This window comes from Bradyrhizobium sp. STM 3809, from assembly GCF_000239795.1.
Taxonomy (GTDB): domain Bacteria; phylum Pseudomonadota; class Alphaproteobacteria; order Rhizobiales; family Xanthobacteraceae; genus Bradyrhizobium.
The window spans coordinates 1-13,725 of record NZ_CAFJ01000070.1 but is presented as its reverse complement, the minus strand read 5'-3'; the positions used below and the strand labels follow the sequence as shown (position 1 = coordinate 13,725).

General features: G+C 66.0%; 12 protein-coding genes. 6 read left to right on the top strand and 6 right to left on the bottom strand.

Going from position 1 to position 13,725, the window contains the following annotated elements; translation table 11 throughout:
• Positions 1-622 precede the first annotated feature (622 nt).
• Both BRAS3809_RS35690 and BRAS3809_RS03470 read left to right on the top strand, forming a co-directional pair.
• Positions 623-1,042: a hypothetical protein gene (locus tag BRAS3809_RS35690; RefSeq protein ID WP_139017304.1), complete on the top strand. Its 420-nt coding sequence runs from the start codon at positions 623-625 to the stop codon at positions 1,040-1,042.
• Positions 1,043-1,502: 460 nt separating this feature from the next.
• Complete coding sequence (locus BRAS3809_RS03470) at positions 1,503-2,108, top strand: hypothetical protein (protein WP_240535586.1); 606 nt, start codon at positions 1,503-1,505, stop codon at positions 2,106-2,108.
• Between the two features lie 78 nt (positions 2,109-2,186).
• Here BRAS3809_RS03470 and BRAS3809_RS03465 read toward each other — a convergent pair whose 3' ends face one another.
• On the bottom strand, positions 2,187-2,720 hold the full coding sequence (locus tag BRAS3809_RS03465) for a P-loop nucleotide/nucleoside kinase family protein (protein ID WP_063824001.1): 534 nt from the start codon (positions 2,718-2,720) through the stop codon (positions 2,187-2,189).
• Between the two features lie 132 nt (positions 2,721-2,852).
• Between BRAS3809_RS03465 and BRAS3809_RS03460 the strand changes: the two genes are divergently transcribed.
• The gene (locus BRAS3809_RS03460; RefSeq protein ID WP_008960717.1) at positions 2,853-3,623 is read left to right on the top strand and encodes a hypothetical protein; all 771 of its coding nucleotides are present in this window, start codon (positions 2,853-2,855) and stop codon (positions 3,621-3,623) included.
• A 259-nt stretch (positions 3,624-3,882) separates the two neighbouring features.
• Complete coding sequence (locus tag BRAS3809_RS03455) at positions 3,883-5,958, top strand: methyl-accepting chemotaxis protein (RefSeq protein WP_008960716.1); 2,076 nt, start codon at positions 3,883-3,885, stop codon at positions 5,956-5,958.
• 28 nt (positions 5,959-5,986) lie between these two features.
• Here the strand turns inward: BRAS3809_RS03455 and BRAS3809_RS03450 are convergent, their stop codons facing one another.
• The 5 genes from BRAS3809_RS03450 to BRAS3809_RS03430 form a co-directional block, all read right to left on the bottom strand.
• Positions 5,987-6,280, bottom strand: coding sequence for a copper-binding protein (locus BRAS3809_RS03450; RefSeq protein WP_170323248.1), 294 nt, complete (start codon positions 6,278-6,280; stop codon positions 5,987-5,989).
• Between the two features lie 51 nt (positions 6,281-6,331).
• On the bottom strand, positions 6,332-7,633 hold the full coding sequence (locus BRAS3809_RS03445; protein ID WP_008960714.1) for a multicopper oxidase family protein: 1,302 nt from the start codon (positions 7,631-7,633) through the stop codon (positions 6,332-6,334).
• Between the two features lie 13 nt (positions 7,634-7,646).
• Positions 7,647-9,086 carry a TolC family protein gene (locus BRAS3809_RS03440; RefSeq protein WP_008960713.1) on the bottom strand — a complete coding sequence of 480 codons (1,440 nt, stop codon included), beginning with the start codon at positions 9,084-9,086 and terminating at the stop codon, positions 7,647-7,649.
• Between the two features lie 9 nt (positions 9,087-9,095).
• Positions 9,096-9,380, bottom strand: coding sequence for a hypothetical protein (locus BRAS3809_RS03435; protein WP_008960712.1), 285 nt, complete (start codon positions 9,378-9,380; stop codon positions 9,096-9,098).
• A gap of 67 nt (positions 9,381-9,447) precedes the next feature.
• A complete protein-coding gene (locus tag BRAS3809_RS03430) occupies positions 9,448-9,900 on the bottom strand; it encodes a hypothetical protein (RefSeq protein WP_035655192.1) in 453 nt (150 codons plus the stop codon).
• Positions 9,901-10,084: 184 nt separating this feature from the next.
• Between BRAS3809_RS03430 and BRAS3809_RS03425 the strand changes: the two genes are divergently transcribed.
• Together BRAS3809_RS03425 and BRAS3809_RS03420 are read left to right on the top strand one after the other, a co-directional pair.
• Positions 10,085-11,323 carry an MFS transporter gene (locus BRAS3809_RS03425; protein ID WP_008960710.1) on the top strand — a complete coding sequence of 413 codons (1,239 nt, stop codon included), beginning with the start codon at positions 10,085-10,087 and terminating at the stop codon, positions 11,321-11,323.
• Between the two features lie 310 nt (positions 11,324-11,633).
• Positions 11,634-12,980, top strand: a complete 1,347-nt coding sequence (locus BRAS3809_RS03420) for a TAXI family TRAP transporter solute-binding subunit (protein WP_008960709.1) — start codon at positions 11,634-11,636, stop codon at positions 12,978-12,980.
• Positions 12,981-13,725 lie beyond the last annotated feature (745 nt).

The window sequence follows — 13,725 nt, the reverse complement described above, 5'->3', positions numbered from 1 at the left end:
CATCCCACCTCCCACGTCTCGTGACGGTCGCGACACGCCCCTCCGGCGGAAGCAGGACACGTGAGATATACATCATTTCGGAAAAAATGAAAGAGAAAACTTGCTCGCGCGTTGCGCCTGCTTGAGGTCGTGGGCTTCGAAGCGTATTCCTCGATCGGCCTCATATCCTTCCACGCCCTCCCGTGTTGATGAGCATCCAATGGCAATTCCCTTCCTTTCCGTCGGTCTCGCAGCCACGGCGTTTTTCATCGCGGACCCGCATGCTGTTGTAAGCCAGGCTGGGCCAGCCGGTCTGCGCGTTCACCACTCCATGTCCTCCCGGCTATTGGCCCAAGCCGGCGCGCCGGGGGCGCCCGGTCAAAGCATCGACGCGGGAGTTGCCGGTGCTGGAGGACAAGGCGGAGCCGCCGGCGGTGCTGGAAAGAGCAAAGGCCGTCACGCTGGCGCCCCCCATGGTCGCGGCGGAGCCGGAGGCGACGCCGGTCCGGGTGGGGCGTCGGGACAACATGGCGAGCCGAGACGGTAGCGCTCACGTCCCGTGGCGCTGAACCAGTGCGCCGATATTGCTGGTCTGAGCCAGGGCTCATGGCGAAGGCGGCATCGTTTGCGCAAGGCTGCACGGATGAATCTGTACGAGATGCAACACGATCCGACCGGACTTTCGTTTGCCCAATGGCTGAACGACCCTCGCGGCTTGCCGGCGAAGGAGCCGATCAGTCTGGTCGAAATTAGAGATGCGTTTCACTCCGCTTTTGGCGGATACAGGCTCGAATATGGGAGTTGGCTGGACGGCCTGATCATCTGTGTTGCCGCACTCGTGCGACGTGGCTTGCGTCCGATGCTCCCCAACTATCGAACAAGAACATGGGAATGGACCGATCGCTTCATTGGCGAGGATGGAGAAGACGATCCCGAGAGCGTTGCCGCAATGGTGATCTTCTCTTGGTGTGCCTATGGTGATTCAGGAGGTGCCGAGCACCTTCGGTTCGGAACGCGACTACCAGATGCCGCACTTCCTGGACCAAGTGCTTACTACCCATGATTTTAGGAATCCACTTCGTTGAATCAATCGATGCCGACGAAGTCCCGTCTGATGACCCCGAGTTGAACGATATCGAGTTGTCTTGGTGCAGACCTTCGTCAAAGCGGCGCTTTCGGGGCGAGAGCGGTTCGGTCCATGATGCTGCGCGCACTGTTCGATTGCTGGCGACGAGAGAGCAGGCTGAATAGAACTCGATTGGCGGTTGTTCGAGCTGTTCTAGGTTCCTGATTGCTGGTGCGAGCGCAGAAATTGGCTTAGGTCTCCATTGCGGCCTGCGGAGAGGCGGAAAAGCCTGGCCTGCGATCAGCGCGAGGGGGACGAGATGGTTCGGCTTGTAGCTGTTGTGTTTGGATTGAGTTGTCTTGCCTCGGCCGCTTCGGCCCAGGCACCGTCTAGCGCAGCTCCCAGACCGGAGGCGGGCAGGCCGTGCATAGGGGTGATTGCCGCCGCCGACCGCTTCATGGTGACGAAGATCGGGTTCACGGCATTTGACACCGAGATTCTGGTCGCGCCGATCGAGAGCTGGGGCCTCGATGAGCTCATCACTGCCCGGGTGCGTGTTGCAGCCGGGGCCGGCATGACAGTGCTGCGCCTCACCTATCCCAAGAACGCATTCGAGCCGTTCTACGATCCTCCCTCTCGCCCGGCGCCGCCGCCCGGCCGACAGTTGACGGAGATCGTTCGGCGGATCGCAGGGAGCACCAGGTGCAGGCGCTACGTCGTCATCACGGCGTCGCCCGGGGCATATGCTCCGACCAATAAGACCATCGCCGGCGTGGGAGTCTATCAGAACAGCCTTTCCAAGAGCGTGTACGTCTACGCTCACCTCATCGTCACGGTTTTCGAGGGGGACAGCTTTGCCATCCGCCCGAATCCCTATGCAACCTTCCAATCGAGGCTGGAGCGGGCTTTCGTGCCGAGGAGGGATTTCGATCGCGAGATCGATCGCACGCTGTTCCCGGCGTCGGCGACGGAAGCGGCCAACAGCACTGCGCTGCGCAATAGCGCACGCGGCGTCGTGACGGAAAGCCTCGACGATTTCCTGCCCGCGTTCTTCCGGGAGTGAGGCGCGGCTAAAAAAACGTTCTTGGGCTCCACCGCGAGCAGGTGCAACGCTTCGTAGGCCCGGTTGCCCCCGCGCAGGCTATGCGCCGGATCGTTCGATGCCGAGGGACCGGCAAATGTATTCGACGCTGTCTTCGATCGACATCTTTGAGGTGTCCAAGACTTCGGATCCGCTCGCCTCGGCTTCCTCGCGAAGATATCTCGCCCAGTTCATCATGTCCGGATTGGCCAGATCGGGCTGGTTGCGTTCGTGGCACAGCCGATGCGTTCGGGTCGCATCGTCACAATGCACCAAGATGATCCGGGCCTCGGCGATTCCAGCGGCTTCCAGCCCCTCGGCAATGAACGCAATGCGCATCTGGCCTTCGAACAGAACTGGGAGATCGTCGTGTTCCCGCCCGATACGGGCCAACCACGCGATCGTCATCGCGCGCTGCCATTCGCCGCCGGGCTCCGAGCCCGTGCCCCATCTTGCCATGCGTTCCTCCGGTGACGGCACGCCAACGCTGTCAAAACGGAAAACGCGCGCCCGTTCCGGGTGTCGCCGGGCGATATGGTCCGCAATCGTCGTCTTGCCCGAGCCTGACGCGCCAGTCAAAATGATCAGTCTCACATTGTCCATCCCTGTCGCGGACTCGAGGTTGCTCGATGGTTTACGGACATTCAATGACGAGGACGCCAGATCCGTATCGCCTGTTGAATCGATTGTTGCAACCTTAAGGACGTATGGCGCAAAGTGCCGTAGATGAGCAGACGAACGAAGCTTGCTTCTACGATGTCGCTTGCGGTGCTCGCCATGGTGCTGCTGTCTTGGGGCATCAAGGCCGGGTTGTTCGTCCACGACCGTATCATGCGGTTGCGGCTCACCCTTACAGTCGAAACGCCCGACGGGCTCCGAACGGGCTCAAGTGTGACTGAGCAAACCATCACTTTCGGTCCCTTCCAATTGAGGCATGGTTCGGGAGGATGGGCGATGGGATCCTCTTTGGCTGGAGAAGGGATTGTTGTTGATCTCGCGCCACGGGGATTGCTGGTTGCGACCCTGGTGGCGCCCGATTGGGTCCGTTGGCACGGCTGGACGGGGAGCGGTGGTTACGTGGCGTCGCCGTTTCTAGGTACGGTCGAGCACAAGAGCTCGTCCGAAGGACTGTCAGACGCAGAACGGTACATGCTTCATCTCGATGAGTTGAAGCAACAGAAGCCAAAGGCTGATCTTTCTTTCAAAGACCTCCCAATCCTCGTGCGGTTCAGCGACCCCGATGACCCTACAAGCGTGTTGCTGGTCGATCCGTCGAACTTGGCTGCTGCTTTTGGTCCAGGTGTCACGCTCAGAGCGGCCGTGGTGGAGGTGACCGACGACTCGATGACTCACGCTATCGAGCGACATCTGCCCTGGTTGAAGAGAAACAGACTGCCCAAGATTGATGACTTCATTGATCCGCGTCATCCGGCGGACCCGGAAACGGACAGATCTGCGCTTTTGAACTTACGGTACAGCGTCTTCCTCAAGCGATGAGCGAGGTCCTCGGCGGCAACTCGTTCGACCGAGGCTTCCGGGCGCCAAAGGGCCCATGTTGACGTGGGCACATCTTTGTCCCGCCGGCAAGTTTACTCTCGAGCGGCGGATAGCATGTGGACCCATCGCTGCGTGTTGGATGGCCGTAGCCGCGCGGGCCCGCCGACCCCCCGTAAGATTGCGGGGTTGGTTCCATTTAAGCAAGGCTTAGGCCGGTTCGTGCACATTTAGCCAAAATCAATCTGGATGGACGCTCGCGATGAAGATCGGTCGTTTGTTTGCGGCTTCGATGCTGTCGGTCACGGTCCTGGCGATCGTGCCGGCCGCGCAGAACGTGGCCGGGCAGTACCGGACGTTCGTCGATCGCACCGAGGCGATCAAGCTGGTCGAGGCGTATGGCGCCGTGCTGTCGTTCGGGCAGCAGGTGGTCGGGCATCGCGCGCCCTATATCAGTCCGCTGTTCCAGGAGCAGGCTGCATCCGAGCCGCAATTGGCCGCGGTCGCAAAGATCAGGCAGGCGTCGGATGCCAGCTTCGAGAAGGCCAAGGCCGCGGCCGCCGAGCTCAGCGACGGCAAGCCGATTGCCGACGGACTGGTGCAGGCCGGCGCCAAACTCAACGACATCCGCAGCGCGATCGATCCCGTCCTGCAGCGTCCGCTCAGCGCGCGCGATCAGGCCGTCGTCAAGAGCTTCCTGCCGGGCGTCGGCCAGGTCGCCGGAATGATCGATCCGATCCTGGACAGCCTGGCCGACCGGGTGGCCGCGACCGATGCGTCGTTGATCACGCTGCTCAACGTCGCCCGTACGGCGCAGGATCTGCGCATCGCGGCGGGCGGCCGCGCGGCGACGCTGTCGCCGGCTATCAGCGCCCGCCGCCAGATCACGCCGGCGGAAAAGACCATCATGGATCGCGCGCTGGGCCGGATCGAGACCAACCGCGACCGCCTGCAATCCGGCGTGCAGCAGCTCGGCAATCCGACGCGGCTTGCGGCCGCGCTGAAGGAAGCGAACGAGGCGTATTTCGGCCGCGCCAATGCGGTGGTCGACAAGGAGATGGCGGTCGGGCAGGGCGACGCCAACTACTCCATCAATGCCGATGAGCTCGCCCAGGTCGTGGTGCCCGCGATCGAGAAATTCTTCGTGCTGCGCGATTCCACCATCACCGAAGCGCGCGAGCGCGCCGCGGCGGCGCGCGACAGCGCGCTGACGATGCTGGTCGTCGGCACCGTCGTCGTCGTCGCGCTCGTTGCGCTGCTGATCGGCGTCACCCTGCTGCTGCGCCGCCGGGTCATCGCGCCGGTCATCGCGCTCACCGGGGTCATCGGCGAGATGGCCAAGGGCAATGACGAGGTCGCAATTCCCGAGAGCGGCCGCGACGACGAGATCAGCGACATGGCCGGCTCGCTGCAGACCTTCAAGGAGGCCCTGCTGGAGAAGAAGGCCGCCGAGCGCGCCGCATCGGCGGAAGCGCAGGCCAAGATCGAGCGCGGCCAGCGCGTCGAGACCTTCACCCGCGCCTTCGAGGCGGCGATCGGCGAGGTCATCGAGGTGGTGTCCTCCGCCACGGCGGATCTCGAGCATGCCGCCGACGCGTTGACCACCACCGCCGGGCGTTCGCTGGAGCTGGCCACCGTGGTGGCGAGCGCCTCCGACGAGGCCTCGACCAACGTGCATTCGGTGGCCTCGGCCACCGAGCAGATGACCACCTCGGTCGACGAGATCAGCCGTCAGGTCAAGGTCTCGGCGCAGATCGCGGGCGAGGCGATGGAGCAGGCGCGGCGCACCAATGACCGGGTCGGCGAGCTCGCCAAGGCGGCGGCGCGGATCGGCGACGTCGTCGAGCTGATCAATGCGATCGCCGGCCAGACCAACCTGCTGGCGCTGAACGCCACCATCGAGGCGGCGCGCGCCGGCGAGGCTGGCAAGGGCTTTGCCGTGGTCGCCTCCGAGGTCAAGGCGCTGGCGGAGCAGACCGCGAAGGCCACCGGCGAGATCGGCCAGCAGATCGGCAGCATCCAGGGCGCGACGCAGGAGTCGGTCGGTGCCATCAAGGAGATCGGCGAGACGATCGCCCGGATGTCGGAGATCGCGGCCGCGATCAGCACGGCGGTCGAAGAGCAGAGCTCGGCCACGCGCGAAATCTCCCGCAACGTGCAGCAGGCCGCGCACGGCACCCAGGAGGTCTCGGCCAACATCTCCAGCGTGCGCCAGGGGGCGAACGAGACCGGCTCGGCGTCCTCCAACGTGCTCGCCGCCGCCAAGTCGCTGAGCGGCCAGAGCAGCCGGCTGAGGCAGGAGGTCGCCCGCTTCCTGGATTCGGTCCGCGCGGCCTGAGGCCGGTGGCGCCGCGGCGCCGCCCGGCCTACTTGCCTTTCTCGATCTTCGTCACCGTGTAGCCCGAGGCATCCTCCTGCGCCTCGAACGTCACCTTGTCGCCGGCCTTCAGGCCCTTCAGCATGGCGGCGTCCTTGACGCGGTAGACCATGGTCATGGCCTCGTCCATGCCGAGGCTCTTGGCGGGACCGTGATGCAGCGTGATCTTGCCATTCGCCTCGTCGATTTTCCTGACGTCGCCGCTGATCGCGTCGGCGGCGATGGCGGGAGCGGTGAGGACAAAGAGCAGCGCGGCGGTCGTCAAGCGGATGTTGATGGTCATCGTGTCGTCCTTCTCGATGTGGGATGCAGGAGTGTCGACGTTTCCAGGGGGTCAGCTGCGCCGCGCCGGCTCCGGCGCGCTCGCGACCTCGTAGGCGACGGTGCCCGGTGGAAACCGATACGGGCCGGGATCGCGGTAGTCGTCGCGCGCCAGCCTCTCGCGCACCTTGAGCGTCGTGAACATGCCGCCCATCTCGATCGGGCCGAACTGGCCTGCGCCGGTCATCATCGGCAGCGTATTGTCGGGCGCCGGCATCTCCATGCTGCCCATCGCCATGCCGGTGTGGCCCATCACCATGCCCTCCGGCGCGAGCTTGCCGACGGCGGCGGCGAGCTCCTTGCGCGACACGCCGATCAGATTGCGCATGTCGTGGCCCATCGCGTTCATCGTGTGATGCGACTTGTGGCAGTGGAATGCCCAATCGCCGGGATTGTCGGCCGTGAAGTCGAGCACGCGCACCGCGCCGACCGGCACGTCCGTGGTCGTCTCGGGGAATTGCGCAGCCTCCGGCAGCCAGCCGCCGTCGGTGCCGGTGACCTTGAACTTGTGGCCGTGCAGATGGATCGGATGGTTGGTCATGGTGAGATTGCCGATGCGGATGCGCACGCGGTCGCCGAGCCGCACCGGCAGCGGATCGATGCCGGGAAAGACGCGGGCGTTCCAGGTCCACATGTTGAACTCGGTCATTTCGTTGACCTTGGGGAGATAGCTGCCGGGCTCGATGCGGTAGCTCGACATCACGAACACGAAGTCGCGGTCGGCTGGCGGCGGCACCGAGCCGCGCGGATGCACGACGATCATGCCCATCATACCCATCGCCATCTGCACCATCTCGTCGGCATGCGGGTGATACATGAAGGTGCCGGCATGCTTCATCTCGAACTCGTAGACGAAGGTCTTGCCCGGCTTGATGTGCGGCTGGGTCAGGCCGCCGACGCCGTCCATGCCGCAGGGCAGGATCACGCCATGCCAGTGCACGGTGGTGTATTCCGGCAGCTTGTTGGTGACGAAGATGCGGACCTTGTCGCCTTCGACGGCCTCGATAGTCGGTCCCGGCGACTGGCCGTTATAACCCCACAGATGCGTGGTCATGCCCGGCGCGAACTCGCGCGTGACCGGCTCGGCGACGAGGTGGAATTCCTTCCAGTCGCCGTTCATGCGGAACGGCAGCGACCAGCCGTTCAGCGTCACCACGGGCTGATAGTCCGGGCCGGCGGAGGGATGCCGCGGCGGCTGCATCACGGCCTTGTCCATGGTCGCGGCTTCCGGAATGGCGGCGGCCTGAACGCGGCCGGATACGGTGGTGGCGCCGGCCAGCGCCGCGGAGCCGAGCAGGGTTCGGCGAGACAACATGGGAGCTCTCCTGTCAGTCGTTGGGCGCGAGCGTGCTCGCGGTCTGCTGTGTCGTCTCCTCGCTGGTCGTGACGCCGCCATTGACGGCGGCCGACAGCTCGGCCTCCGCGAGGAAGAAGTCCTTCATTGCGTCGATCGCGGCGCGGCGCGAGGCGAGGCGCTGCCGCGCCTCGAGCAGCAGCGCGAAGATGTCGACCTGCATGCTGGAATAGCGCAGCTGCATCTCCTCGCTGATGATCTTGCGCAGCGGCAGAACCTCGCGGGCGTAGTGGCCCGCGATGTCGTAGGTCGCGCGATAGCTGCGGTAGGCGTCGCGCGCCTCCGATCGGACCGTGACGGCGCGCTCGCTGAGGCGGTTGAAGGCGATGTTGTAGGTCTCCGCCGCCTGCCGCAGGCGCACCTCGCCGCCGTCGAAGACCGGGATCTGGAATTGCACGTCATAGCCGCGCTCGCGGATGACGCGGCCGTCGGGCTCGCCGGTCTTGCGGTCGAGGCCGGCGAGGTCGAGCAGGGTGACGAAGCGCGTCGCCTCGGTGAGCTGCAGCGAGTTGGCGAGCGCCGTCAGCTCCTGCCGCGCGATCTGCAGGTCGATGCGGTGCGCGACGGCGTCGCGCTCGATGAAGGGCTGCGTCAGTGGCCGGCGCGGCAGTGATGGCAGATGGTCGGGCAGGCGGAAGCCGAGATCGTCGCCCCACAGGCCCATCAGCCGTATCAAACGCTCGCGCGCACTGCCCGCGGCGCGCCGGGCCGTGGCGAGCTCGGCGGTGGTCTCGGCGTAGAACACCTGTTCGCGGGCCTGGTCGAGCCGGTTGAGCGCGCCGGTCTCGCCGAGCTTCGCCGCGAGCCTGGCGGTCGCTTCCGCGGCCGACTGGGCCTCGACCAGCAGCCCCACCAGCTCATTGGCGGCGACGGCGCGGACATAGGCGCGGCGCACCTCGGCCGCGAGCCGCAACGTGGCCAGCGCGGCCCTCAGCTGGGCCTGGTGAAAGCGCTCGCGCGCGATCTCCGAGCGGAGCGGCAGGGTGGCGAGCGCCAGGATGTCGCCGGCGACCTGGCGCTCAGCCTCGAACACGCCATCGCCGCTGATGCGCATCAGCGAGAATGTCGGGTTGGGCGGCAGGCTGGCTTCGATCGCATCCGCCTCGCTCAGCGCCAGCGCGTGATACGCGGCCTGCAGGCCCTTGTTGTTGAACAGCGCGACCTGGACCGCGGCGTCGGCCGACAGCGGCCGCGCCAGCAATTGTCGCGTGGCCATCCGCAGGCGCTCGGCGTCGTCGTCGTTCCTGACGGCGGCAACCTGCTTGGCCGTGGTGCGGCCGGTGATGTCGGCGACGACGCTCATGCCGCCGTCGCCCGTGAACGAGGCGCAGCCGGCGAGCGCCGTCACGGCCGCCAAGGCCGCGAGCTTCAAGGCTTCGCGCTTCAACGCCGCGCGCCTGATGTTCTCCTGCATGTCCCGCTCCTATCGGCTCGGTTCGGAGCGTGGGACGCCGTCGCGCGGTCCCCATGCCGCGGGCGCCGTCGGACGCAGCGGCATGTAGGGCGACGTCACCGTTGACGTGCGGACCGGGGCGACCCGCGCTGCGGGATCGGCCGGATCGGCGCCGGCCACGGCGATCGTGCGCGGCTGGCAGGCAGCGAGGCTTGCGGCGGCCAGCAACAGGCCTGCGCCATTCAAGAGGAGAAACGGCAGGCCGCGCCGCGCCGCATGAGCAGCCGCGGGCGTTGCCGGTGATTGCGACAACATCAGGTGTCCTTCGCTCTGTCGATGATCAGCGGCCGCGCGTGCTTGTGCGCGAGCCGGCGTCGTTCGTTCAGGCGAGGGCGATGGGTGGACGATCGAGCCGCGGCGGCGTGCGCCCGGGCAGGGCGGTCTCGCGCGCGGCTTCGCTGGCCGTGGCGAGCGCAGCGGGCCCGGTGACGACCGGCAGCACGGCGGTGAGGCCGACCGCGCACATCATGGCGCAGCAGGGGCCGGGAAGCTTGCCGTGGTCGTGATGCGCCGGAGCGGGGGCGGGGACTTGCTGCGTCTGCAGGTTCGCCTCCGCGGCGTGGTGATGATGTGCGTGCCGTTGCGCCGTCGCCGCGCTGACGTCGTGATGCATGGCGTGCTCATGCGAGACCGCGACAGCCACCTCGTCGAGACAAGGGGCCGCGCCAGGCGTGACGGCAAGCGCGATGCCGGGGCTGAGCACGCAGACGAGGTAAGCGAGCACGAGCAGCCGCCCCGCCACCATCAGCACGTTCCGTGTCAGTCCCAACGACATCCGCGCGCAAATCGCTCCGTTTTCGGACGCAGTCTAGCGCAGGAGACGTTGCGCCGCAAAGAGGGGCCGCGAGTTGTCCGGAGGCGCTCGTCATGTCCCTCGTTTGTTGCGCTGCTTCTGCATGGCCAATGCTGCAGCAATGTGGCTTGACCCCATGGCGTGCGGCAACGAAGTTGCAGCCATCGTGCACGGACCCCAGACAAGATTCGAGGAAGCGCCTCACTTCAAACCGGACTCGCGCCAGGCCTGGGCGCGGCTGGCGCTGGCGCTCGTGATCGGTTCCATCGGCGGCGCCGGAATGTGGACGGTGGTCGTGGTGCTGCAGACCGTGCAGGCCGAATATGCCGCGAGCCGGGCCGCGGTCTCGCTGGCCTACACGCTGACGATGTTCGGCTTCGGCCTCGGCGGCGTCGTCGTCGGCCGCATCACCGACCGCTTCGGCATCGTGACCGCGATGGCGCTCAGCATTGCCACGACGGCGGCCGCCTATCTGCTGGCCGGCGCCTCGGTGACGCTGTGGCAATTCCAGGCGGTGTATTTCCTGATCGGGCTCGGCTCCTCCGTGACCTTCGCGCCGCTGATGGCCGAGGCCTCGCATTGGTTCGAGCGCTATCGCGGGCTCGCGGTCACCATTGTCGCCTCGGGCAACTACGTCGCCGGCACGGTGTGGCCGCCGCTGGTGAACTATGGCGTGCAGCAGATCGGCTGGCGCGCCACCCATGTCGCGCTCGGCATCTTCTGCGCGGTGACGATGTCGATGTTGCTGCTGGTGCTGCGGGCGCGCATGGGCGGCTCCGGCGCGCATGACCACACCCATGCGCCCCCGCCGCAACTGACGTTGCCGATCTCCACCAACGCGCTGACAGTGCTACTCAGCGTCGCCGCGATTGCCTGCTGCGTGGCGATGGCGATGCCGCAGGTCCATATCGTCGCCTATTGCGGCGATCTCGGTTACGGAGTGGCCGTCGGCGCCCAGATGCTGTCCCTGATGATGGCGCTCGGCATCGTCAGCCGGATCGGCTCCGGCTTTCTCGCCGACCGCGTCGGCGGCATGCGCACGCTGCTGATCGGCTCGCTGGCGCAGGGCTTTGCGCTGCTGTTCTATCTGTTCTTCGACGGCCTGACGTCGCTCTATCTGATCTCCGGCATGTTCGGCCTGTTCCAGGGCGGCATCGTGCCGAGCTATGCGATCATCGTGCGCGAGGCGATGCCGGCGCGCGAGGCCGCCACCCGGGTCGGCATCGTCATCTTCGCCTCGGTGTTCGGCATGTCGTTCGGCGGCTGGGTGTCGGGGGTGATCTTCGACGCCACTGGCTCCTATGCCGCGGCGTTCGCCAACGGCATCGCCTGGAATGCCCTGAACCTCGGAATCGTCGTGACCCTGCTGATCCTGGCCCGGCGGCCACACCGTCTGGCCGCTTGATCCAGGATAGTTGCCCGGCGGCCACAGTCGGATCCCGATCGTGCGCCATATGCACGCTGTCGTACAAAATCCCGGCTTCCGCCGCAAATCCATCGAATCCGATCACGCAAGTCTGATCTCGATCGAAGCCGGACGGGGCTTGTGGGGCCCCGCGCGCTTCGCATCGCGAAGTGGTTTGTCGCGAGGTCTCAGCCGAGGCCGCGGGCGTCCGTCGCCAGGGCCTGAAGCAAAGGTCGGCGGCGAGGTGAAGGCTCCGGACCGGTCGGGATCGCTGCGGCGGCATCGCGATGGTGCAGGAGGCCGTTGCGCTATGTCCATCGTTTCACGCGCCGTTTCGCAATTGGTGCTCGCCGCGCTCGCCGCCGGGCTCATCACGGCCCAGGCGCTCGCGCAGGGGTGGCCACAGTTGCAGCAACAGCCACAGCCAGCTCAGCCGCAGCGGCCCGCGGCGACCCGGTCGGTGATCGTGCCGGTGGCGCCGACCCAAGCCAAGCCCAACGCCGCCGTTGCTCCGGCGCCGCCTCGTCCCGCCGGTCTGCCTGCGTCGCTGTCGCCGGCCCCCGGCAGCGGCCCCGACGTGTGGCGGCTGCCGAACCCGAATGATGTCAATGACGGCACCGTCACGATCATCACCGCGCCGGCGGGCGGCGCGACCTCGGTGTTCGGCTCGGACATGGCGCGCGTGCTGGACGACCGGACCAATGTCCGGGTGCTGCCGGTGCTCGGCAAGGGCCCGGTGCGCAACGTCTCGGATATCCTATTCCTGAAGAGCATCGACATGGGCGCGGTCGCCGCCGACGTGCCCGAGTTCTACCGCCTGCAATACGGCATCCCCGACATCACCTCGCAGCTGCGCTACATCGCGCGGCTCTATCACAACGAGATCCACGTCATCGCGCGGTCCTCGATCCGGTCGATCTTCGATCTCAACGGCAAGCGCATCATCGCGCCGACCGATGTCGGCTTCTACTCCGCGCGCGTGATCTTCAACCGGCTCGGCATGAGCGCGTCGTTCGACTACGCGACCGATGATGCGAAATCGATCCAGAAGCTGATCGACGGCGAGGCCGACGCCTACATCGTCTCGACCGGCAAGGTCTTCCAGCTCGCCCGCAACATCAGGAACGAGAACCGGGCGCTGCATCTGGTGACGATCCCCTATGATCGCCGCCTGCAGGATCTCTATCTGCCGACGACCTTGGCGTCGGACGAATATCCGAACCTGCTCAATCCCGGCGAGACGATCGAGACCGTAGCGATCGGCATGCTGCTGGTCAGCTACAACTGGCCCGAGAATACCGAGCGCTACCGCAAGGTGGCGCGCTTCGTCGATGCGTTCTTCGCGAACTACGACGAGTTCATGAAGCCGCCGCGCCATCCGAAATGGAAGGAGTCGAGTATCGTCGCCGCGATCCCCGGCTGGAAGCGATTCAAGGCCGCGGATGAGTGGCTGGTCGCCCGCAACATGACGCCGCAGCCGCAGGCCGCTGACTTGGCGCGACCGCGGGTCGCTGATGTCCAGCAGCAGCAGTTCGAGAATTTCGTGCGCCAGAGCGGCGGGCAGGTGTCGAACGATCCGGCCGAGCGCAGTGAGCTGTTCCGGCAATTCCTGCAATGGCGCCAGCAGCACGGCGGACCGCCGACGCCGTCACGGTGAGCCTAATCAGCTGGATTCAGGCGGCCTGACCGACTTCAGCAGCTACGCTTCCCTGTTGCTAGGTAATATTGTGTGCCGCGTATGATGTCTTCGCGGCAAAAGATCGCTTGTTCCAGGTTTCGACCAGGAAACGACGAGGAGGCGCCACAAGACCCCGATACGACGACTGCGACTAATTACGAATGACGTCGTGACCTGGGCGCGGCCCATTTGGTCATCCTGGCGTGGGTCATAACCGTGATAGGAGGGCGGCGAGGTGAGACATCCAGGCAGATCGCAAGCTGGCATCTCACCACGGTCTCACAAGGGCGGCGGTCTGTTGGGGTACTCGCAGGCCTGCGCGACTTGGCGCGGGCGCAACGTAGGCGGGGTTGCGCATCCATCCTTTGGAACCGGCCCCTTCGTAGGATTTCGTCTGCTGCTGGTCCTCATCGGGATGTGTGTGCCGATCGGCTGCGCATCGGCGCAAGCTCCGCAGCGCCCGCTGCCGGCCCGCCCGCCGGCTGTTTCCAACACCGCTGCCACACGGACCGGCGCCGGCGACTTCTGGAGTCTGCCCGATCGAGACGCCGTGAACGAGGGGACGGTCACGATCATCACCGCGCCGGCCGGCGGAGCCACCTCGGCGTTCGGCTCCGACATGGCGCGTGTTCTCGACGACGAAGGCACCGTTCGCGTGCTGCCGGTGCTGGGCAAGGGGCCGGTGCACAACGTCACCGACATACTGTACCTGAAGAGCATCGAC

Bases quoted from the DNA above. Each gene is read 5' to 3' on its own strand.
- BRAS3809_RS03420 (WP_008960709.1), top strand. From the start codon at position 11,634: ATGTCCATCGTTTCACGCGCCGTTTCGCAATTGGTGCTCGCCGCGCTC.
- BRAS3809_RS03445 (WP_008960714.1), bottom strand. From the start codon at position 7,633: ATGTTGTCTCGCCGAACCCTGCTCGGCTCCGCGGCGCTGGCCGGCGCC.
- BRAS3809_RS03450 (WP_170323248.1), bottom strand. From the start codon at position 6,280: ATGACCATCAACATCCGCTTGACGACCGCCGCGCTGCTCTTTGTCCTC.
- BRAS3809_RS35690 (WP_139017304.1), top strand. From the start codon at position 623: ATGAATCTGTACGAGATGCAACACGATCCGACCGGACTTTCGTTTGCC.
- BRAS3809_RS03460 (WP_008960717.1), top strand. From the start codon at position 2,853: ATGAGCAGACGAACGAAGCTTGCTTCTACGATGTCGCTTGCGGTGCTC.
- BRAS3809_RS03440 (WP_008960713.1), bottom strand. From the start codon at position 9,086: ATGCAGGAGAACATCAGGCGCGCGGCGTTGAAGCGCGAAGCCTTGAAG.
- BRAS3809_RS03435 (WP_008960712.1), bottom strand. From the start codon at position 9,380: ATGTTGTCGCAATCACCGGCAACGCCCGCGGCTGCTCATGCGGCGCGG.
- BRAS3809_RS03430 (WP_035655192.1), bottom strand. From the start codon at position 9,900: ATGTCGTTGGGACTGACACGGAACGTGCTGATGGTGGCGGGGCGGCTG.
- BRAS3809_RS03470 (WP_240535586.1), top strand. From the start codon at position 1,503: ATGGTGACGAAGATCGGGTTCACGGCATTTGACACCGAGATTCTGGTC.
- BRAS3809_RS03455 (WP_008960716.1), top strand. From the start codon at position 3,883: ATGAAGATCGGTCGTTTGTTTGCGGCTTCGATGCTGTCGGTCACGGTC.